The organism is Brevundimonas sp. KH_025, from assembly GCF_057839885.1.
The window spans coordinates 394,437-413,257 of record NZ_CM174501.1; the positions used below are offsets into that span (position 1 = coordinate 394,437).

The following is an 18,821-nucleotide window of genomic DNA, read 5'->3' on the forward strand; positions in this document are numbered from 1 at the left end:
GCATGTCTGGGACGCTGCTAACGCTCGCAGGGAAGCTGGACGTGAAATCTCTTCTGATCGCAACGGCGGCAATCGCTCTCACCGTGCTTTCGCCCCCGGCCTATGCGGGATGGCAAAACGCGGAGTGGGGCATGACGCCGGAACAGGTGTCAGAAGCCGTACCCGGCCTTCGCTCAGTCCGTTTCGGGTCATCACTCTCGAATGCACGCAAGCGGAGCGTGCGGGACGCCGAGCTTCATGGGATCGCTGTAGAGGCTGAATATTTTTACGGCCGATCCGGGCTCGCCTTCATCCGCTTCGATGTGCCCTTCCGACGGTGCCAAGACCTTGTTGAAGGTTTGGTAGCTCAACATGGCCAACCCACCGACGTGAGTGATCAGGTCATTCTCAAATTGCTCACGTGGGAGGATGCGGAGGCGCGCAACAAGCTGGTGTTGATGCATTCATCCGCAGGAATCTGCGATCTTCGGATCAGGTCGATCGCGGAAATGGGGAACGGCTACTAACGTCCGCAACGGGTCGAAAGCGGACCTCCCCTTGGGGCGTACGTCTTCATTCTCCCTCCCCTGCAAGGGGAGGGAGAATTCTAGTCTAGCCCCCTACCAGGCGCCGATCTTCTCGGCTTCCTTGTGGCTGATGGGGTGGTGGGCGGCCTTGTGGTCTTCCTCGGCGAGGAAGCGGGCGGCTTCCAGGGCGGCCATGCAGCCCATGCCGGCGGCGGTGACGGCCTGGCGATAGACGTCGTCGGTGACGTCGCCGGCGGCGTAGACGCCTTCGATGGCGGTGGCGGCCGTGCCCGGCTTGACCCGCAGATAGCCGCCCGAGTTGATTTCCAACTGGCCCTTGAACAGTTTCGACGAGGGGGCGTGGCCGATGGCGATGAAGACGCCGTCGGCAGGGATTTCCGACAGGTCGCCGGTCTTGACGTTCTTGAGGCGCACGCCGGTGACGTTGCGGGCCACGCCGTCGACGACGCCGAGGATCTCATCGACGGCCACGTCCCAGACCACGTCGATCTTGGGGTGGGCGAACAGGCGGTCCTGCAGGATCTTCTCGGCGCGGAACTCGTCCTTGCGGTGGATCACCGTGACCTTGTCGGCGAAATTGGTCAGGAACAGCGCCTCTTCGACAGCGGTGTTGCCGCCGCCGACGACCACGACCTGCTTGCCGCGATAGAAGAAGCCGTCGCAGGTGGCGCAGGCCGAGACGCCGAAGCCCTGATACTTGGCCTCGCTGTCCAGACCCAGCCACTTGGCCTGGGCGCCGGTCGAGATGATGACCGTTTCAGCCAGCAGTTCCGCGCCCGAATCCAGCGTCAGGCGGAAGGGGCGCTGCGACAGGTCGGCCTTGGTCACGATGTCGTGGATGACTTCCGTGCCGACGTGCTCGGCCTGCTTCTGCATCTGCTCCATCAGCCAGGGGCCCTGGATGACGTCGGCGAAGCCGGGATAGTTCTCCACGTCCGTGGTGATGGTCAGCTGGCCGCCGGGCTGCAGGCCGGCGATGACCACCGGCTTCAGCGAGGCGCGGGCGGCGTAGATGGCGGCGGTCCAGCCGGCGGGACCGGAACCGATGACGGCGAGGCGGACAGTACGGGGCGTGCTCATGGCCCCTATTTAAGGGCTGATTCCCGAATGCGCGATGCTAGGTTGACGCCAAATCGCCCAATTGGAGCGCGTGCCGATGACCGACGCAGCCGATCCGGTTCGAGAGACCCGCAGCTACGTGCGTCGCGTCCTGGCCTACGCCCGGCGCGGCGTGGACCGGGGCGAGGTCGAGGCGGCGGTTTACGACAACGGGGGGCTGAGCGGCCGCTATCTGATGATGACGGTGATCTCGGCGGCGATCGCGATCCTGGGGCTGATGCTGTCGTCGCCGGCCGTGGTCATCGGGGCCATGCTGGTGTCGCCGATGATGGGGCCGATCGTGGCCCTGGGCTTTTCCGTCGCCCTGCTGGACTGGAACCGGCTGAAGCAGTCGCTGACGGCCCTGGGCGTCGGCATGGCGGTCGCTCTGACGGTGGCTGTTCTGCTGACCCTGCTGTCGCCGCTGAAAGAGCCGACCAGCGAGATCCTGGCCCGGACCCGGCCCAACTTCTTCGACCTGCTGATCGCGGTCTTTTCCGGCGTGGCGGGGGCCTATGCGGTGATCCGCCAGCGCGGCGAGACCATCATCGGCGTGGCCATCGCCACGGCCCTGATGCCGCCGGTGGCGACGGTGGGCTTCGGTCTCGGCACGGGCGACCTGTCGATCTCGATCGGGGCCTTCTATCTGTTCATGACCAACCTGGTGGCCATCGCCCTGTCGGCGACGCTGACGGCGGGCTTCTACGGCTTCCGGCCGCGGTTGATGGAGCGGCCCTCGCCGTGGCGCGGGATGGCGGTGCTGGCGGTGTTTGTCCTGCTGTCGATCCCCCTGGTGATCTCGCTGCGGGCGATCGGGCTGGAGAGCCAGGCCACGGCCGAGACGCGGACGGCGGTGGACGACATCTTCGCCGGAGCGGATTCGCGCATCACCCTTCTGGACGCGCGCAGCGAGGGCAAGGGCGTGGCGGTCTCGGCCCTGGTCAGCACGAAAAAGCTGGTCGCGGATGCCCAGGCGCAGCTGCAGGACCGGCTGTCGGCGGCCCTGCACACGCCGGTGACGGCGACCCTGGATCAGATCGTGGTGGCCGATCCGCAGGCGGCGGCGCGCTCGGTTCAGGCCAGCACCAGCGCGGCGCCCGATCCGACGGCGACGCTGCGCGCCCGCCTGTCCGACGCCGTGCCCTTCGCCACGGATGCGGTGATGACCGACGCGGAAGGAAGGCGCGCCATCGTCCTGCTGCGCCCCGACTCGGGTCTGGATCTGGCCAGCGCCTATGCGCTGGAGGCGGCGTTGCGGGATCGGTTCGAGGGCGTGGACGTCTGGGTCACGCCGCCGGTGCAGGAGCTGTCGACCGTGGCTCTGGGCGACGCCGAGGCGCGGGCGAGGGCGGTCTGGGCGCTGGCGCGATGGCGGGCCAGTCCGGCGGTGCGGTTCTGTCGTCCGGCGCAGGGCGCAGACGACGCGCCCGACGCCGCTCAGGCCTTCCGCGCCCAGCTGGCGGCGGCGGGGGTGTCGATCCGCGATGAAGGGGGGCCGGCCTGCCTGCGCGGCGATGAGAACCTGGTCCGGCTGGACCTGGGTTGAGCCGAGGGGCTAGCCGCGCGCCTGCATGGCTTCCAGCACGGCGCGGGCGGCGCGCTCGGTCTCGTTGAGCGGGGCGTAGGACCAGCTTTCCAGCGTGCCGTCGAACGGCCGCGCCGCGCCGTGGGCCTCAAGGTCGGCGTGCAGGCGGGCGAACTTGCCGGCGGGCTTCAGCGCGATCATGGGCAGGACGTGAACGGGCTTGCCGGTCGCGGCGGCCTCGGTGGCCATATTGGCGCTGTCCTCGGTGACGAGGACATGGTCGGCGGCGTCCAGCATGGCGAACAGGGGGTTGTCGCCGGTCCCGTCCCAGATCCAGCCGGGCAGGGCCGACAGCCGCTCGGTCATGACGGCCTTGGCCGCCTCCGGCGTGCGGCGCGAGAAGGTCAGCAGCAGGGACCCGTTCGCCGCCTGAACCGCCGCCTTGATGCGCTCGGCCAGGTCGGCGGCGTGGGCGGGCGTCAGGTCAAAGGCCTTGGACTTGCCGCCGATCATGACGGCGACGCGGGGATGGGGCAGGGGCGCGATGCGGTCGGCGAAGGCCGGCGCGGCCTCGGCCAGCCTCGAGGGCGTGATGCGGTGGGGGCTGCCGACGATCTCGAAGACATTATCGCCCGACAGGCCGTCATGGGCGGGGGCGACGATCAGGTCGTAGGCGCTGTTCCTCCAGCGCGGGTCCTGGGTCTGGACCGTGAAGGTCTTGCCGCCGCTCCAGTCGCGGACCTTGGCCGACAGGGGCAGGCTGGCGCGGCCGGTGGCGATCCACAGGTCGGGCCAGTCGGTCACGGCGCGCGGATCGAACGACCGCGGCGCCAGCATGGCGGAGGTCTTCAGCCCAGAGGGCCAGCGGTCAAACATCGGCCGCCAGCGGACGTGCTTGATCGCGATCTCGGCGGGGGTCAGGCGTTGCACGGCCTCAGCCAGACCCAGGGCCTGGTTCTGGATGCCGGTGCGGCCGTCGGAGACGACCCAGATGGACAGAGGGCGCGCGGCTGAGCCGCGCGCCCCTGTGGCCTTCCCATTGTCGGGGAAGCTTACTTCCACTCGACCTTGAGGATCTCATAGGCCTTGACGCCGCCGGGCGTGTTGACCTCGACCACGTCGCCGATTTCCTTGGAAATCAGGGCGCGGGCGATCGGCGAGGCGATGGAGATCTTGCCCAGCTTCACGTCGGCTTCGTGTTCGCCGACGATCTGATAGACGCCCTCTTCCTCGGTGTCCTCGTCCACATAGGTGACGGTGGCGCCGAACTTGACCTGGTTGCCCGACAGCTTGGACACGTCGATGACCTGAGCACGGGACAGCTTGTCCTCGATGTCGGCGATCGAGCCTTCGATCCAGCCCTGGCGTTCCTTGGCGGCGTGATACTCGGCGTTCTCGGACAGGTCGCCGTGCTCGCGCGCCTCGGAGATGGCCGCGATTACGCTCGGCCGTTCGACCTGCTTCAATTGCTTCAACTGTTCGTCGAGGACACGGTAGCCCTCGGCCGTCATCGGCACTTTTTCCATTGTGTCGTGAGTTTCTTGTTTCGCCCAAAGACTAATGAGAGACGTTAATCGGCACAGACACGATCACGGGGCGCGCGTGATCGGGGCCAAGAGGGTAGGGCGCCCTTCAGCCAAACTCAAGAGCATCGTCGATGACAAGCTTCAGAGTTCAGGACTTGGGCTGAACCGGATTTCGGGCGGCCGAGGTGGGCGCGCGATCATACCCCAGGGCGCGGCGAAGGGCGGTCCAGGCGATGAAGCCCAGGGCCAGCATCGCCAGCAGCATGAACAGACCTGAGACCAGGCCGGCGCCAGCGGCGATGAAGGCGATGACGACGCAGACGGCGGCGGCGAGGGCCGCGATCACTTGAATGACGGACAGGCGCATGGGGTCGTAAACGTCGGCGCCGCGCCGGGGTTGCGGGATCGCGAAGCCGTGATCGCAGAACGCCGCGATCAGGCGTAGGCGTATTCCCCGCCCCGCTCCAGGGCGCGTTTCCAGGCCGGGCGGGCGTGGATCGCCTTCAGGAACAGGGCGATGTTGGGATAGGCCGACAGGTCGATGGCCCGGCTGGCGGCGGCCTCCAGCGGGAAGCTCATCATGATGTCGGCGGCGCTGAAATGCGGTCCGGCGAACCAGCCGGTGGCGGCCAGCTCCTTCTCCTGCCAGTCGGCGTGCGCCTTCAACTGGGGGTCGATGAAGCCAGCCTGGGCCTTGGCGGCGATGCCGTTGACGATGGGCCGCACCAGTCCGGGCGCGCGCTTCGGCAACTGGCTGAAGACCAGCTTCAGCAGCAGCGGCGGCATGGCCGAGCCCTCGGCGTAGTGCAGCCAGTAGGTGAAGCGCCGCCCGTCCGCCGTGCCGCGCGCGGGCCGCAGCCGCCCCTCCGGATCATGGGCGTCCAGCAGGTGTTCGATGATCGCCCCGGTCTCGGCCACGCGGATGTCGCCGTCGTCGAGCACGGGGGATTTGCCGAGAGGATGCACCGCCTTCAGCTCGGGCGGGGCCAGCATGGTGGCCGGGTCCCGCTGATAGGGCTTGATCTCATAGGGCAGGCCCAACTCCTCCAGCAGCCAGAGCACGCGCTGCGAGCGGGAGTTGTTCAGATGGTGGACGACGATCATGGCGGTCCCTCGGGTCCTGGATTCAGGTTTTCGGCATCAGGGCTTCGGCGGCCAGAACCGAGCCTTCGACGCCCAGGGTGACGGCCGGCTCGGGGGTGATGCGGAACAGGGGCGAATGGTGGCCGGGGGCGCTGTTCACCTGATCGGCGGGGGTGCCGCCGACCGCGAAATAGACCCCCTTCACCCCGCTCTCGGGGGTGACGAAATAGGCGAAGTCCTCGGCGCCCATGCCGCCGCGCGGCTTCTCGATCAAAATGTCTTCGCCCAGGCCGGCGACGAAGGCGGCGCGCACGCGGGCGGCGGTGGCGGCGTCGTTGATGGTCGGCGGGGTGTTCTCCAGCGCCGAGCGGGTCACGATCGGCAGCTTGTCCTCGGGCACGCCCAGCGCCAGGGCCGTGTTGCGGCTGATGCGGTCGATGCCGTCCAGCAACTGTGTCCGCACCTCGGGGCTGTCGGCGCGCACCGTCAGTTGCATGTCCACCCGGTCGGAGATGATGTTGTGCTTGATGCCGCCGTGGATGGCGCCGACGGTGACGACCGCTCCCTCCAGCGGATTGACCTCGCGGCTGCGCAGCGACTGCAGCGAGACCACGATCTGCGAGGCGACCAGGATCGGGTCGACGCCCAGGTGCGGATAGGCCCCGTGGGTCCCCACGCCATGGACATGGATATCGACGCTGTCGGAGCTGGACGAGCTGATGCCCAGCGGCGCGGCGATGCGCCCGACAGGCAGGTCGGCGGCGACGTGGAAGGCCAGGGCGTAGTCCGGCTTGGGGAAGCGGGTGTAGAGGCCGTCGTTGACCATGGCCCGAGCGCCGAAGATGCGCTCCTCGGCCGGCTGGGCGATCAGCACCAGGGTGCCGGACCAGTTGGCCTTGCGCGCCGCCATCTGACGGGCGGTGCCGACCAGGGCGGTGATGTGAACATCATGGCCGCAGGCGTGCATGACGGGCTTCTCGGTCCCGTCCGCATCGACCTGACGCGCGGTCGAGGCGTTGGCGAGGCCGGAATTCTCGGCCAGCGGCAGGCCGTCCATGTCGGCGCGGATCATGACCGTCGGCCCGGCGCCGTTCTTCAGCACCGCGACCACGCCCGTGCCGCCGACGCCGGTCGTGACCTCATAGCCCAGGGCGCGCAACTCCCGCGCCATGCGGGCGGCGGTCTGGACCTCCATGCCCGACAGTTCGGGGTTGCGGTGGAAGTGGTCGAACAGGGCGCCGAGGTTGGCGTCGTAGTCCGCCTTCACCGCCGCCTTCAGCCCGGCGTCCTGCGCGAAACTCGGCGCGGCGCCCGCCGCCAGAACCGTGGCCAGCACGGCCGTGATCGTCAGCGTCTTCATGTCATCCCCCTGATCCCTGACGTGAGCTTATGCCTTTCGTGAGGGTCGGCAAGCGCCGTGATCGCAATCCCTAGGCGGCGAGGGGGGCACGACGACGAAGGCGGCGGCGGTCAGAAGCGCCAGCACATAGAGGCTCAGCAGGCGGCCCAACCGGGTGCGGAACGGCTCCTTGCGTGTCTTGTGGCGCAGGATGTGCTGGCCCATCCAGGCCCCCAGGCCGCCATAGAGGACCGCCAGCAGCAGGGCGCTCTCGGAGATGCGCCAGTCGCCGTTCTGGGCCGCAGTCTTGTCGAGCCAGAACAGGCCGAAGGCGATCAGGTTTCCGGCCAGCAGAAGCAGCAGGGTCAGGTCGATCGGGGACAGGGGCATGACGTCGCTCGTGCGTGAAGGACGCAGGGTGCCGCAGCGAAGACTGAAAAAGCGTTTCCACCCCCGCTCATCCCGGCGGCGACGCGCCTAGTATCGGCGCAGGATGATCTGGCTTTGCTGGGCGCTGATCAGGGGGCTTGTCGCCACGGCGTCGTTCAATCGCGAGAGGGCCTCCAGCGAAGGCAGGCTGACCAGAACGACGGCGTCGCTGTCCCCGCTCACCGACATGACCGTGGTGACGCCTGTCAGGCGCGCCAGCCATTCCAGGGCGGGCGCACAGGGACGGTCTGCGATCTTGATGGTCAGCACGGCCTGAACCGAGCCCGCGGCCTCCGACACCTCCGCGCGGTAGCCCCTGATGACGCCGCTCTGCTCCATGCGGCTGATCCGATCCTGAACGGCCTGGCGCGACAGGTGGACGCTTTTGCCGATGGCGCTGGCGCTCATGCGGGCATTGGACTGCAGCAGGGCGAGGATCTTGGCGTTGGTGGGGTCGATGTCCGGGCTCATACCGCGATGTGCAGGCACAATCCGTCGTTCCGCAAGGTGCGTCCTGGCCCCCGATCATGAGATTTCTCGGGGAAAGGAGATGCCTATGCAGTTAGTGAAAGCAAAAGAGTTCGTGGCGGATCGGGCCTGGGGCTCGCTTCCCATCGAAAGGTTCAACGGCGCGACCACGGTCGAGCTGCATTGGACCGATCAGCCCTATCGCTGGCACGTCAATGACGGCCCGGAGGTCTTTGTCGTCCTGGACGGCGAGGTCGAGATGCGGACCCGCAAGGACGGCGTCGAGACCCGTGTGCTTTTGAAGGCGGGCGATGTCCTGCAGATCGCCGAGGGAGAGCCTCATGTCGCTCATCCGGTCGGCGTGGCGCGGGTCCTGGTCATCGAGACGGACGGTTCGAAATGAAAAAAGCCCCCGGCGTCGGAACGCTGGGGGCTTTTGTCTGGGGCTTGAGGCCGCTTCTTAGTTGTAGCTTTGCACCGGGCGGACATCGAGGTCGCCGTGGCGGATGGCGGCGATCCCTTGCGCCGCGGCCAGCGAACCGGCGGCGGTGGTGTAGTAGGGGATCTTCATCATCAGGGCCGTGCGGCGGATGGAGAAGCTGTCGGCCAGGGCCTGCTTGCCGTCGGTGGTGTTGAAGACCAGCTGAATCTCGCCGTTCTTCATGGCGTCGACGATGTTCGGACGGCCTTCCAGCACCTTCTTGACCAGACCGACCTCGACGCCCTGCGACGTCAGATAGTCGTGGGTGCCCGAGGTGGCGACGACCGAGAAGCCCTGGGCCAGCAGCGACTTCACTGCGTCCAGGATGAAGGGCTTGTCGGCGTCCTTGACCGAGACGAAGGCGCTGCCCTCGGTCGGCAGGACGGTGCCGCCGCCGATCTGCGACTTGGCGAAGGCGCGGGCGAAGGCGGGGGCCAGATCGGCCTCGCCGTCACGCTTCCAGTCCAGGCCCATGACCTCGCCGGTCGAGCGCATTTCCGGGCCCAGGATGGTGTCGACCCCGGCGAAGCGGGCGAAGGGGAAGACGGCTTCCTTGACCGCGATATGGTCCAGCTCATTGTCCACCAGACCGAAGCTGGCGAGCTTCTCACCGGCCATGACCTTGGCGGCGATGGCGGCGATCGGCTGGCCGATGGTCTTGGCGACGAAGGGTGCGGTCCGCGAGGCGCGCGGGTTCACTTCCAGGACGAAGATGCGCGGGTTCTCGCTGTGCGGTTCCTCGATGGCGAACTGCACGTTCATCAGGCCGCGCACCTTCAGGGCCTGGGCCATGGCGGTGGTCTGGCGCTTCAGCTCGGCCACGATTTCGGGACGCAGCGAGAAGGGCGGCATGGAGCAGGCGCTGTCGCCCGAGTGGACGCCGGCTTCCTCGATGTGTTCCAGCACGCCGGCGACGAAGACGGTCTCGTCGTCGCACAGGGCGTCGACGTCCACCTCGGTGGCGCGGTTCAGATAGTGGTCGATCAGCACCGGATCGCTGCCCGAGACGCGCATGGCCTCATGGACGTAGCGGTCCAGCTGCTCGCGGTCGTGGACGATCATCATGCCGCGGCCACCCAGGACGTAGGAGGGACGCAGGACGACGGGATAGCCGACTTCCTCGGCCTTCTGCGCGGCTTCCTCGGCGCTGCGGGCCAGGCCGTTCGGCGGCTGTTGCAGACCGATGGCCTGCAGCATCTGCTGGAAGCGCTCGCGGTCCTCGGCCAGGTCGATGGAGTCGACGCTGGTGCCCAGGATCGGCACGCCGTCCTCTTGCAGGGCGTGGGCCAGCTTCAGCGGGGTCTGGCCGCCGAACTGGACGACGACGCCGATCAGGTCGCCCTTCGAGCGCTCGACGTCGATCAGCTCCAGCACGTCTTCCTCGGTCAGAGGCTCGAAGTAGAGGCGGTCCGAGGTGTCGTAGTCGGTCGAGACGGTCTCGGGGTTGCAGTTGACCATGATCGACTCGACGCCGATGTCCGCAAACGCGAAGGCCGCGTGGCAGCAGCAGTAGTCGAACTCGATGCCCTGGCCGATCCGGTTGGGACCGCCGCCGAGGATGATGGCCTTCTTCTTGTCCGACGGCTCGGCCTCGCACTCGGGGATCTGGCCCAGGGCGCCGGTCTCATAGGTCGAATACATATAGGCGGTGGCCGAGGCGAACTCGGCGGCGCAGGTGTCGATGCGCTTGAACACCGGGCGGACGTTCAGGTGACGACGGGCGGCGCGGACGTCGGCCTCGGTCTTGCCGGTCAGGGCCGCCAGACGGGCGTCGGAGAAGCCCTTGGCCTTGAGCTTGCGGAAGTCGATGTCGGTCGCGGGCAGGCCCTGGACGCGGACATGGCCTTCGGTGCGGATCAGGTCGGCGATCTGACGCAGGAACCACGGCTCGTAGAAGCAGGCGCCGTGGACCTCCTCGACCGTCAGGCCGTGGCGGAAGGCCTGGGCGATGACGCGGATGCGGTCCGGCGTCGGCTTGCCCAGGGCGCGGATGACGGCGGCGCGGGCGCCCGCGTCGTCGTCGGCGTCGGCGACGCCCTCGATCTCGATCTCGTCAAAGCCGTTCAGGCCGGTTTCCAGACCGCGCAGGGCCTTCTGCATCGATTCCTGGAAGGTGCGGCCGATGGCCATGACCTCGCCGACCGACTTCATGGCCGTGGTCAGGTGGGGTTCCGAGCCCGGATACTTCTCGAAGGCGAAGCGCGGAATCTTGGTGACGACATAGTCGATGCTCGGCTCGAACGAGGCGGGCGTGACCTGGGTGATGTCGTTGGTCAGTTCGTCCAGGGTGTAGCCGACGGCCAGACGGGCGGCGACCTTGGCGATGGGGAAGCCGGTGGCCTTGGAGGCCAGGGCCGAGGAGCGCGACACGCGCGGGTTCATCTCGATGACGACCATGCGGCCGTCGGCCGGGTTGATCGCCCACTGGACGTTGGAGCCGCCGGTCTCGACGCCGATCTCGCGCAGGACGTTGATCGAACCCGTCCGCATCAGCTGATATTCTTTGTCGGTCAGCGTCAGGGCCGGGGCGACGGTGATGCTGTCGCCGGTGTGGACGCCCATCGGGTCGATGTTCTCGATCGAGCAGATGATGATGCAGTTGTCCGCCGTGTCGCGGACGACCTCCATCTCGTATTCCTTCCAGCCCAGGACCGATTCTTCGATCAGGACCTCGGTGGTCGGCGACAGGTCCAGGCCGCGCTCCACGATCTCGTGGAACTCCTCGACGTTATAGGCGATGCCGCCGCCGGTGCCGGCGAGGGTGAAGGACGGGCGGATGATGGCGGGCAGGCCCACGAAGGCCAGGGCCTCGTCGGCTTCCTCGATATGGTGGATGGCGCGCGAGCGGGGCGATTCAAGGCCCAGCTTGTCCATGGCGTCGCGGAACTTCTGACGGTCCTCGGCCTTGTCGATGACCTCGGCCTTGGCGCCGATCATCTCGACGCCGTACTTGGCCAGGGCGCCCGAGGCGTTCAGGGCCAGGGCCGTGTTCAGCGCGGTCTGGCCGCCCATGGTCGGCAGCAGCGCGTCGGGGCGCTCCTTGGCGATGATCTTCTCGACGATGTCCGGGGTGATCGGCTCGATATAGGTGGCGTCGGCCACCTCCGGGTCGGTCATGATGGTGGCGGGGTTCGAGTTGACCAGGATGACCCGGTAGCCCTCGGCCTTCAGCGCCTTGCAGGCCTGAACGCCGGAATAGTCGAACTCACACGCCTGGCCGATGACGATCGGGCCGGCGCCGATGATCAGGATGGACTGGATGTCTGTGCGCTTGGGCATCGGCTGCTACTCAGTTCGTCACGACCGCGCACTCCCAGCCGTCGTAGTCGAGCTGGAAGGCCGCGGCCCAGGTTTGCATCATGGCCGACACAGGCGAAAACGACGCCTCGTCGACCGCTATGGTCGTTTCCAGGACGGTCATGTCGTCCTGGCCCCGTGTCAGAAACCCGGCGCGGCGGGCCACCTCGTTGAGGTCGCCGTGGTCGCCTTCGCCATAAAAATAGAACAGCGTATGGCGCGGGGTGATCCCGCTGTCGCCCTGCTCGGCCAGAGCAGCGCGCACCATAGCATCCTTTTCCTCATGACTGGTCAGCGCAGGGCTCCACGCGCGCGAAGAAACCGGACGCAGGGCGAGCCCCCGCGACCGATCCGTTCAGGTTGTCGGTTAAGCGGTCCGTTTAGAGACGAGGGGCCGGGGGAGCAAGGGCCAGAATGAGGCGGTTGGGGATTACCCTTGGCGGTCGATGGCGGCGATCCAGTCGGGCAGTTCGCCGATGCGGCTGAGCGAGACGTAGCGCGGGTGGTTCTCCGGCGCGTCGGCCAGTTCATGCGCCCAGGTGATCTCGTAGGGGATGTGGCAGGCGAAGGCGCCGGCCTCCAGCGCGGGCAGGACATCGGACTTCATCGAGTTGCCGGCCATGACGGCCTCGGCCGCGCCGGTGCCGTGGCGGGCGAAGACGCGGTCATAGGTCGAGCGGTCCTTCTCCGAGACGATCTCGACGGCGGCGAACAGGTCGCCCAGGCCCGAGGCGGCCAGCTTGCGCTCCTGATCCATCAGGTCGCCCTTGGTGATCAGGACCAGACGGTATTTCTCGGACAGGTCGGCCAGCACCTCGTCCACGCCGGGCAGGGTCTCGACCGGGTGGGCCAGCATCTCGCGACCGGCGGCCAGGATCTCGCGGACGACATGCGGCGGGGCGGCGCCGTCGCACAGCTCCATCGCCGTCTCCAGCATCGACAGGGTGAAGCCCTTCACGCCGTAGCCGTAGAGCCGCAGGTTGCGGCGCTCGACCACCGACAGGCGCTCCATCATCACCGGCTCGTCGGCGTGGTCGGCCAGCAGGTCCACGAACCGCTTCTGGCTCAGGCGGAAGATGGTCTCGTTGTGCCAGAGGGTGTCGTCGGCATCGAGGCCGACCGTGGTGATGGTCATGGGGAGGCTCCAGAATCTTCGGCGGGGCTTTAGCACATCCGCCGACGCACGCCCGCGCCGTCATCCCGGCCGCAGCGCTCGCGCTAGCGAGGGCGGAGAGCCGGGACCGCCCAGGGCGCCGCCGTCAGCGTTTCCTGCGGTCCCGGATAGCGGCTGCGCCGCTTCCGGGATGACGGTGAGGGAAGGGGAGGCCGCATTACCCCGCGACGGGTGCGACATTTCGGTCTATGCGGCGCGCATGACCCAGACGGAAATCCTGCCTGACCCGCCGCACCGCATCGGATGGGCGCTCGCCGCCCTGGTGGTGGCCGGGAACATGATCGGGTCGGGCGTCTATCTGTTGCCGGCGACCCTGGCGCCGACGGGCAGCAGCAGCATCATCGGCTGGCTGATCTGCGGCGTGGGGGCCGTGACCCTGGCCCTGGTGTTCGGCGGTCTGGGGCGGATGCAGCCGGATGCCGACGGCCTGTCGGACTTCACCCGGCGCGGGCTGGGGCGTTTCCTCGGCTATCAGACGGGGCTGGCCTACTGGGCCGCCTGCCTCAGCGGCAATGTGGCCCTGGCGGTGGCGGGGACCGGCTATCTGGCCTTCTTCTTCCCGGTGCTGAAGGCGCCGCTGTGGGGCATGGTCAGCAATCTGGCGCTGATCTGGCTGACGACGGCGGCCTATGCTTCGGGCGCGCGGACGGCGGCGCGGTTCGGGGCCATCACCCTGGGTCTGGGCCTGATCCCCATTGTTCTGGCCATCATCGCCGGGGCCATGGCCTTCAGCGGCGACACCTTCGCCGGCTCGTGGAGCCCGGGCGATCAGCCGCTGCTGAAATCCGTGCCGGCGTCGCTGGTCATCATCTTCTGGGCCTTCCTGGGCGTCGAGAGCGCCGCCGCCCTGTCCAGCCTGGTCAAGAACCCGGCTGTGGACGTGGGCCGCGCCTCGCTGGGCGGCGTCGTCCTGGCCTTCATCGTCTATGTGGCGGCCAGCATCGCCGTCTTCGGCGTCATCCCGGCCGATGTCCTGGTTCATTCGACCAGCCCCTACGCCGATCTGGTGGCGCGGGTCATGGGCTCGTCCGTGGCCGGTCTGGTCGCGGCCTGCGCCGTCATCAAGGTGCTGGGCACCATCGCCGGCTGGACCATGCTGGCGGGCGAGACGGCGCGCAGCACCGCCGAGGCCGGCTGGCTGCCGCGCTGGTTCGGCGGGGCGCAGAAGGGCAAGGCGCCGCTGAGCAATCCGATCCTGAACTGCGTCATCATGAGCGTCATGGTCATCGCCAGCACCCAGCCCAAGCTGAACGAGCAGTTCGAGAAGCTGATCGGCGTCACCTCGGTCCTGACCCTGTGCATGTACGCCCTGTGCGCCCTGACGCTGTGGAAGCTGACGAAGAAGACGGGCTGGCGGCTGCTGGCGGTCGGCGGCGTGGTCTTCTCGATTTTCGCCGTCGCGGCGGCGGCGGGGGACTACATCCTGCCTAGCGTCGGATTCTTCGCCCTGACCAGCCTGGCCTGGATCTGGGTGCGAAAGCGCCAGAAGGTTTAAGGGGCGTAAGGTCCAAGGGCGGTTGACCCCGCCCCTGCATCTCTTTAGTCACGCCGCCGTTTGTCTGCCCGTATTCATTGTTAGGAGCCTGCGCCATGACGACCCAGATTCTGTCCGGCGCCACTGGCGTCCTCGCGCTCGCTGACGGCACCATCCTGCAGGGCATCGGCGTCGGCGCCGTCGGCACGGCCCTCGGCGAGGTGGTCTTCAACACCGCCATGACGGGCTATCAGGAAATCCTGACCGACCCCTCCTACATGAGCCAGATCCTGGCCTTCACCTTCCCGCACGTCGGCAACGTCGGCGTCAACGTCGAGGACGTGGAGCAGGTCGGCGACGGTTCCGGGACCTCGGCGCGCGGCGCCATCTTCCGCGACGTCCCCACCGATCCGGCCAACTGGCGCGCGACCGAGGGCGCCGGCGGCGACCTCGACGCCTGGATGAAACGCCGCGGCGTGGTCGGCCTGTCGGGCGTGGACACCCGCGCCCTGACCAAGATCATCCGCGACAAGGGCGCCCCCCACGCGGTCATCGCCCACCATCCGGACGGCCAGTTCGACCTCGAGGCCCTGGTGGCCCAGGCCAAGGCCTGGACCGGCCTGGTCGGCCTGGACCTGGCCAAGGACGCCTCGACGCTGCAGGCCTTCGACTGGAACGAGGGCGTCTGGGAATGGCCCGCCGGCTATCCGCGCGTCGAAGCCGCCGACAAGAACGTGGTGGTCGTCGACTATGGCGTGAAGCGCAACATCCTGCGCGCCCTGGCCTCGACCGGCGCCAAGATCACCGTGGTTCCGGCCACGACCTCGGCCGAGGACATCCTGGCCCGCAATCCTGACGGCGTGGTCCTGTCGAACGGTCCGGGCGATCCGGCCGCGACCGGCCAATACGCCGTGCCGGAAATCCAGAAGCTGGTCGCCAGCGGCAAGCCCCTGATGGGCATCTGCCTGGGCCACCAGATGCTGGCCATCGCCCTCGGCGCCCAGACCGTCAAGATGGAACAGGGCCACCATGGCGCCAACCATCCGGTCAAGGATCTGACGACCGGCAAGGTCGAGATCGTGTCGATGAACCACGGCTTCACCGTGGACCGCGACAGCCTGCCCGACGCCGTGGTCGAAACCCACGTCAGCCTGTTCGACGGCACCAACTGCGGCATCGCCCTGAAGGACAAGCCGGTGTTCAGCGTCCAGCACCACCCCGAGGCTTCGCCCGGACCGACGGACAGTCTCTATCTGTTCAACCGCTTCGCCGACCTGATGAAGGCCTGAGATGACGGCTCCCGCGGCGAAGTCGGCGTATCTGGGCTGGCTCGCCGGGGCGATGCTCGGCGGGCGCGGGAAACCCGCGGCCTCGGCGCCGACGGACGACCTGATCCTGGGCTACGCCACGGGCTATGACGCCGCCGACGTGGCGCCCTTCGTGCGCTCGCTGCGGGCCGTGTTCGACGGGCCTGTGGTTCTGATCGTGGACCAGGAGCCGGAGCTGCTGGCCTTCCTGGCCGAGCACCGCATCGAGGCCGCGGCGCCGGCGATGGTCGAGACCTGGGCGCCGCACCCGGTGGTGGCGCGCTTCGCCGCCTTCGACCGGCTGATGAGCGAGCGGCCGCAGGCGCGCAACGTCCTGCTGACCGACGTGCGCGACGTGGTGTTCCAGGCCGCGCCGTTCGCGCCGCAGCCCCGGGGGCTGGAGTTCTTCAACGAATACGCCGACGGCGTTCTGGCCGACCACGCCTTCAACATGAAGTATCTACGCGGCGTCGGTGGCGAGGACATCGCACGCGCCCTGGCCGACAAGCCCTGCGTCTGCGTCGGCACGGTGATGGGGCCGCGCGAGGCCATGATCCGGTTCTGCCGGACCCTGCTGATGCTGGCCGCGGTGCCGCGCTCGGAAATCGGCGGGGCCTTCGGGGCCGACCAGGCGGCGTGCAACATCGCCGTGCACCTGGGTCTGGTCGAGGGCGAGATCCTTGCCAACTACGGCCGGGTGGCGACGCTGGGCCTGACGCCGGGCGAGGCTCTGCGCGTAGAGGACGGCCGCATCCTCAACCCCGACGGAAGCGTCAGCCCCATCGTCCACCAGCACGACCGGCATCCGGCGCTGGCGGCGGCCATGCACGCGCGCTGGGGCGGGGGGATGGAGCATCGCGAGCGCGTCCGCCCGAAATCCTCGGCCGAGCGTCGGCGCAAGCTGCGCGATTCCCTGATGCGGCGCCTACCGGAGTTGCGCTGAGCCTCAGTCTCGACCGAAGCGGCCCCGGACCGAGATCGACTGCTTGAGCCGGTCGGCGCGCTGGCTCCAGCGTTTGGGGTCGGTCGCGGTGGCGATCACGCCGATGACGGCGCCGCCCTCGTCCTTCAGCGGATAGGAATCGACGAAGACCGGCACGGGCTCGGCGCCGGCGCTCAGCAGCCAGACCTCGTCGGTGATCGGCTCGCCCGTGGTCATGGCCCGCACGACGGGCAGGGCCTCCATCCTGGCGACGGAGCCGTCCTGGGCGAAGACTTGGAACCGGTCGGCGTAGGCGTCCGGTCGAGCGCCGACAGGGTCGGGGATGCCCAGGCCCGGAACGCCGCCCGCCACCATCAGAATCTGACCCGTAGGCGCGCCATGCAGGATGACGGCGCCGCCCAACTGTTCCGCCATGAGCTCCAGCAAGGGGCGAAGGAAGGGGGTATGCAGCGGCGTAGGGTCGGGCATCGAGAAACTCAGAAAGAACGTCGTGTCGGTGTGGGCGCAATCTCTGAATTTTTCTGTAATTCGTGCGGTTGCAAAAGGCTCAGGGCAGGTAGACGAAAGTCGAATGCCGTCGCAGTTCGCAGGCCTTGCGCACCGCCATCGGCGCCGCCGAGATCCAGTAGGCGGCGTCTTCGGACCGGCAGGCCGACCTGCGCTCCTGTCCGCGACGACGGCGCGCGGCGGCGTTGTCCAGCAGGCGCGCGTGCAGGGCGCGGGGCGTCAGGGCGGGAATGGCGGGGGAGCCGGGGACGGCGACGGCGTCGGGGCCTTGGGGCTCCACCGCCGGACGGGCGATGGCGATGAACATCAGGGGCTTCCGTAAAGCGAATCAATCCACAGGCTGTGGATAAGCTTGTTGTCGCGCGCGATTTCGTTCGCATTCGGACGATGGCGGGGCCGTGGCGGCCTTCTTGGTTAAGCAAATCCTAACGCGGCTTTGCGGGCGATGGGCTTTTCCTCTTGTCATGGATACCGCCTATGCTGCCTCCGCCTTGGAGGATGCCCATGAGTTTCGGTCTGATGCGGACGGCGGCCGTCGTCCTGAGCGCCGGTCTGCTGTTGTCAGCCTGCGCCAGCGGGGCGCGCAGCGACTTCGGCCTGAACGAGCGCGACGCGGCCGCGCCCGTGGGCTTTCCCCACGTCCGCTTCTCCGTCGAGGACGAGGCGGCGGCGCAGAGGATCGAGCAGCAATTGAGCGAGGGCGTGCCCAAGGGGGCGGACGGGCATTTCGACCTGATCGCCCTGTCCGGCGGCGGGGCCAACGGCGCCTTCACCGCTGGCCTGATCAACGGCTGGACCGCCAGCGGCAAGCGGCCGGACTTCGAGGTGGTGACGGGGGTGTCGACCGGGGCTCTGGCCGCGCCCTTCGTCTTCCTCGGCCCGCGCTGGGATGCGCGGCTGAAGGAGGCCTATACCGGCGGTCAGGCGACGGGCCTGCTGAAAAGCCGGGGCGTGCGGGCTCTGGTCGGGTCGGGCGTGTTCAGCGGCGAGCCGCTGCGCCAACTGGTCGAGAGCCATATCGACGAGGCCCTGCTGGCCGAGATCGCGGCCGAGCACGCCAAGGGGCGGGTGTTGCTGGTCGCCACCACCGATCTGGACGCCCAGCGGGGCGTGATCTGGAACATGGGCGCCATCGCCGAGCGCGGCGGGCCGGAGGCGCTGGCGCTGTTCCGCGACGTGCTGATCGCCTCGGCCAGCATTCCCGGCGCCTTTCCTCCGGTGATGATCCGCTCGCAGGGGCAGGGCGCCGTGTTCGAGGAGATGCACGTCGACGGCGGGGTGATGAACCCCTTCGTCGCCCTGCCGCAGATGATGTGGAATTGGGACGACGCAGCCGGGGTGTTCCAGGGCGCGCGCCTGCACGTCGTGGTCAACGGCAAGGACGCGCCGCGCTTCGCCGTCACCCGCGACGCCGCCATTCCGGTGCTGACCCGCAGCCTGGACGCGGTGCTGGGCGGTCAGCTGCGCGCCACCATCGCCGCCAACCGCGCCTTCGCCAGCCGCAACGGGCTGGAGTTCCACGTCGCCGCCATCCCCGAGGATTTCGACGGGGCGAACAGCCTGGACTTCAACCAGGCCTCGATGATCGCCGTCTATGATCTGGGCGAGGCCCTGGGCCGTTCTGGCGAGGCGTGGAAATAGGC

20 protein-coding genes are annotated in these 18,821 nt (G+C 68.2%); 7 read left to right on the plus strand and 13 right to left on the minus strand.

Annotated elements, in window-relative coordinates; all coding sequences use genetic code 11:
* Positions 1 to 41: 41 nt before the first annotated feature.
* Positions 42 to 506, plus strand: a complete 465-nt coding sequence (locus AC3IS2_RS01990) for a hypothetical protein (RefSeq protein WP_489199003.1) — start codon at positions 42 to 44, stop codon at positions 504 to 506.
* Positions 507 to 599: 93 nt separating this feature from the next.
* On the opposite strand, the gene trxB is transcribed toward AC3IS2_RS01990, so the two are convergent.
* Entirely contained in the window at positions 600 to 1,607 is a 1,008-nt protein-coding gene (trxB, locus tag AC3IS2_RS01995; RefSeq protein ID WP_489199004.1) for a thioredoxin-disulfide reductase, read from the minus strand.
* Positions 1,608 to 1,683: 76 nt separating this feature from the next.
* Between trxB and AC3IS2_RS02000 the strand changes: the two genes are divergently transcribed.
* Entirely contained in the window at positions 1,684 to 3,171 is a 1,488-nt protein-coding gene (locus tag AC3IS2_RS02000) for a TIGR00341 family protein (protein ID WP_489199005.1), read from the plus strand.
* A gap of 9 nt (positions 3,172 to 3,180) precedes the next feature.
* On the opposite strand, the gene AC3IS2_RS02005 is transcribed toward AC3IS2_RS02000, so the two are convergent.
* The 7 genes from AC3IS2_RS02005 to AC3IS2_RS02035 form a co-directional block, all read right to left on the minus strand.
* The gene (locus AC3IS2_RS02005; RefSeq protein ID WP_489199006.1) at positions 3,181 to 4,212 is read right to left on the minus strand and encodes a mitochondrial fission ELM1 family protein; all 1,032 of its coding nucleotides are present in this window, start codon (positions 4,210 to 4,212) and stop codon (positions 3,181 to 3,183) included.
* Positions 4,203 to 4,676, minus strand: coding sequence for a transcription elongation factor GreA (greA, locus tag AC3IS2_RS02010; protein WP_105564745.1), 474 nt, complete (start codon positions 4,674 to 4,676; stop codon positions 4,203 to 4,205). The genes AC3IS2_RS02005 and greA overlap by 10 nt, the downstream gene beginning before the upstream one ends.
* 148 nt (positions 4,677 to 4,824) lie before the next feature.
* A complete protein-coding gene (locus tag AC3IS2_RS02015; RefSeq protein ID WP_489199007.1) occupies positions 4,825 to 5,043 on the minus strand; it encodes a hypothetical protein in 219 nt (72 codons plus the stop codon).
* Between the two features lie 68 nt (positions 5,044 to 5,111).
* A complete protein-coding gene (locus AC3IS2_RS02020; RefSeq protein ID WP_489199008.1) occupies positions 5,112 to 5,780 on the minus strand; it encodes a glutathione S-transferase in 669 nt (222 codons plus the stop codon).
* Positions 5,781 to 5,802: 22 nt separating this feature from the next.
* A complete protein-coding gene (locus AC3IS2_RS02025) occupies positions 5,803 to 7,119 on the minus strand; it encodes an amidohydrolase (protein WP_489199009.1) in 1,317 nt (438 codons plus the stop codon).
* Between the two features lie 27 nt (positions 7,120 to 7,146).
* Positions 7,147 to 7,488, minus strand: coding sequence for a DUF1294 domain-containing protein (locus AC3IS2_RS02030; RefSeq protein WP_489199010.1), 342 nt, complete (start codon positions 7,486 to 7,488; stop codon positions 7,147 to 7,149).
* Positions 7,489 to 7,575: 87 nt separating this feature from the next.
* On the minus strand, positions 7,576 to 7,998 hold the full coding sequence (locus AC3IS2_RS02035; RefSeq protein WP_489199012.1) for an Lrp/AsnC family transcriptional regulator: 423 nt from the start codon (positions 7,996 to 7,998) through the stop codon (positions 7,576 to 7,578).
* 85 nt (positions 7,999 to 8,083) lie between these two features.
* Between AC3IS2_RS02035 and AC3IS2_RS02040 the strand changes: the two genes are divergently transcribed.
* Positions 8,084 to 8,398, plus strand: a complete 315-nt coding sequence (locus tag AC3IS2_RS02040; protein ID WP_489199013.1) for a cupin domain-containing protein — start codon at positions 8,084 to 8,086, stop codon at positions 8,396 to 8,398.
* A gap of 57 nt (positions 8,399 to 8,455) precedes the next feature.
* Here AC3IS2_RS02040 and carB read toward each other — a convergent pair whose 3' ends face one another.
* From carB to AC3IS2_RS02055, 3 genes are all read right to left on the minus strand, one after another.
* The gene (carB, locus tag AC3IS2_RS02045; protein WP_489199014.1) at positions 8,456 to 11,755 is read right to left on the minus strand and encodes a carbamoyl-phosphate synthase large subunit; all 3,300 of its coding nucleotides are present in this window, start codon (positions 11,753 to 11,755) and stop codon (positions 8,456 to 8,458) included.
* 10 nt (positions 11,756 to 11,765) lie between these two features.
* Positions 11,766 to 12,041: a hypothetical protein gene (locus tag AC3IS2_RS02050; RefSeq protein ID WP_489199015.1), complete on the minus strand. Its 276-nt coding sequence runs from the start codon at positions 12,039 to 12,041 to the stop codon at positions 11,766 to 11,768.
* A 162-nt stretch (positions 12,042 to 12,203) separates the two neighbouring features.
* Entirely contained in the window at positions 12,204 to 12,908 is a 705-nt protein-coding gene (locus tag AC3IS2_RS02055) for an HAD family hydrolase (RefSeq protein WP_489199016.1), read from the minus strand.
* 238 nt (positions 12,909 to 13,146) lie between these two features.
* Here AC3IS2_RS02055 and AC3IS2_RS02060 point away from each other — a divergent pair, with 238 nt between their 5' ends.
* The 3 genes from AC3IS2_RS02060 (at position 13,147) to AC3IS2_RS02070 (ending at position 16,671) form a co-directional block, all read left to right on the plus strand.
* Complete coding sequence (locus AC3IS2_RS02060) at positions 13,147 to 14,442, plus strand: amino acid permease (protein WP_489199017.1); 1,296 nt, start codon at positions 13,147 to 13,149, stop codon at positions 14,440 to 14,442.
* Between the two features lie 95 nt (positions 14,443 to 14,537).
* Positions 14,538 to 15,710: a glutamine-hydrolyzing carbamoyl-phosphate synthase small subunit gene (carA, locus tag AC3IS2_RS02065; protein WP_489199018.1), complete on the plus strand. Its 1,173-nt coding sequence runs from the start codon at positions 14,538 to 14,540 to the stop codon at positions 15,708 to 15,710.
* A 1-nt stretch (position 15,711) separates the two neighbouring features.
* Entirely contained in the window at positions 15,712 to 16,671 is a 960-nt protein-coding gene (locus tag AC3IS2_RS02070; RefSeq protein WP_489199019.1) for a hypothetical protein, read from the plus strand.
* Positions 16,672 to 16,674: 3 nt separating this feature from the next.
* Here the strand turns inward: AC3IS2_RS02070 and AC3IS2_RS02075 are convergent, their stop codons facing one another.
* Both AC3IS2_RS02075 and AC3IS2_RS02080 read right to left on the minus strand, forming a co-directional pair.
* A complete protein-coding gene (locus AC3IS2_RS02075) occupies positions 16,675 to 17,139 on the minus strand; it encodes a PAS domain-containing protein (protein WP_489199020.1) in 465 nt (154 codons plus the stop codon).
* 79 nt (positions 17,140 to 17,218) lie between these two features.
* The gene (locus tag AC3IS2_RS02080; RefSeq protein ID WP_489199021.1) at positions 17,219 to 17,485 is read right to left on the minus strand and encodes a hypothetical protein; all 267 of its coding nucleotides are present in this window, start codon (positions 17,483 to 17,485) and stop codon (positions 17,219 to 17,221) included.
* Positions 17,486 to 17,682: 197 nt separating this feature from the next.
* Between AC3IS2_RS02080 and AC3IS2_RS02085 the strand changes: the two genes are divergently transcribed.
* Positions 17,683 to 18,819 carry a patatin-like phospholipase family protein gene (locus tag AC3IS2_RS02085; RefSeq protein ID WP_489199022.1) on the plus strand — a complete coding sequence of 379 codons (1,137 nt, stop codon included), beginning with the start codon at positions 17,683 to 17,685 and terminating at the stop codon, positions 18,817 to 18,819.
* Positions 18,820 to 18,821 lie beyond the last annotated feature (2 nt).

Coding starts and splice junctions, on each gene's coding strand:
- trxB (WP_489199004.1), bottom strand. CDS start 1,607: ATGAGCACGCCCCGTACTGTCCGCCTCGCCGTCATCGGTTCCGGTCCC.
- AC3IS2_RS02000 (WP_489199005.1), top strand. CDS start 1,684: ATGACCGACGCAGCCGATCCGGTTCGAGAGACCCGCAGCTACGTGCGT.
- greA (WP_105564745.1), bottom strand. CDS start 4,676: ATGGAAAAAGTGCCGATGACGGCCGAGGGCTACCGTGTCCTCGACGAA.
- AC3IS2_RS02015 (WP_489199007.1), bottom strand. CDS start 5,043: ATGCGCCTGTCCGTCATTCAAGTGATCGCGGCCCTCGCCGCCGCCGTC.
- AC3IS2_RS02020 (WP_489199008.1), bottom strand. CDS start 5,780: ATGATCGTCGTCCACCATCTGAACAACTCCCGCTCGCAGCGCGTGCTC.
- AC3IS2_RS02025 (WP_489199009.1), bottom strand. CDS start 7,119: ATGAAGACGCTGACGATCACGGCCGTGCTGGCCACGGTTCTGGCGGCG.
- AC3IS2_RS02030 (WP_489199010.1), bottom strand. CDS start 7,488: ATGCCCCTGTCCCCGATCGACCTGACCCTGCTGCTTCTGCTGGCCGGA.
- AC3IS2_RS02035 (WP_489199012.1), bottom strand. CDS start 7,998: ATGAGCCCGGACATCGACCCCACCAACGCCAAGATCCTCGCCCTGCTG.
- AC3IS2_RS02040 (WP_489199013.1), top strand. CDS start 8,084: ATGCAGTTAGTGAAAGCAAAAGAGTTCGTGGCGGATCGGGCCTGGGGC.
- carB (WP_489199014.1), bottom strand. CDS start 11,755: ATGCCCAAGCGCACAGACATCCAGTCCATCCTGATCATCGGCGCCGGC.
- AC3IS2_RS02050 (WP_489199015.1), bottom strand. CDS start 12,041: ATGGTGCGCGCTGCTCTGGCCGAGCAGGGCGACAGCGGGATCACCCCG.
- AC3IS2_RS02055 (WP_489199016.1), bottom strand. CDS start 12,908: ATGACCATCACCACGGTCGGCCTCGATGCCGACGACACCCTCTGGCAC.
- AC3IS2_RS02060 (WP_489199017.1), top strand. CDS start 13,147: ATGACCCAGACGGAAATCCTGCCTGACCCGCCGCACCGCATCGGATGG.
- carA (WP_489199018.1), top strand. CDS start 14,538: ATGACGACCCAGATTCTGTCCGGCGCCACTGGCGTCCTCGCGCTCGCT.
- AC3IS2_RS02070 (WP_489199019.1), top strand. CDS start 15,712: ATGACGGCTCCCGCGGCGAAGTCGGCGTATCTGGGCTGGCTCGCCGGG.
- AC3IS2_RS02075 (WP_489199020.1), bottom strand. CDS start 17,139: ATGCCCGACCCTACGCCGCTGCATACCCCCTTCCTTCGCCCCTTGCTG.
- AC3IS2_RS02080 (WP_489199021.1), bottom strand. CDS start 17,485: ATGTTCATCGCCATCGCCCGTCCGGCGGTGGAGCCCCAAGGCCCCGAC.
- AC3IS2_RS02085 (WP_489199022.1), top strand. CDS start 17,683: ATGAGTTTCGGTCTGATGCGGACGGCGGCCGTCGTCCTGAGCGCCGGT.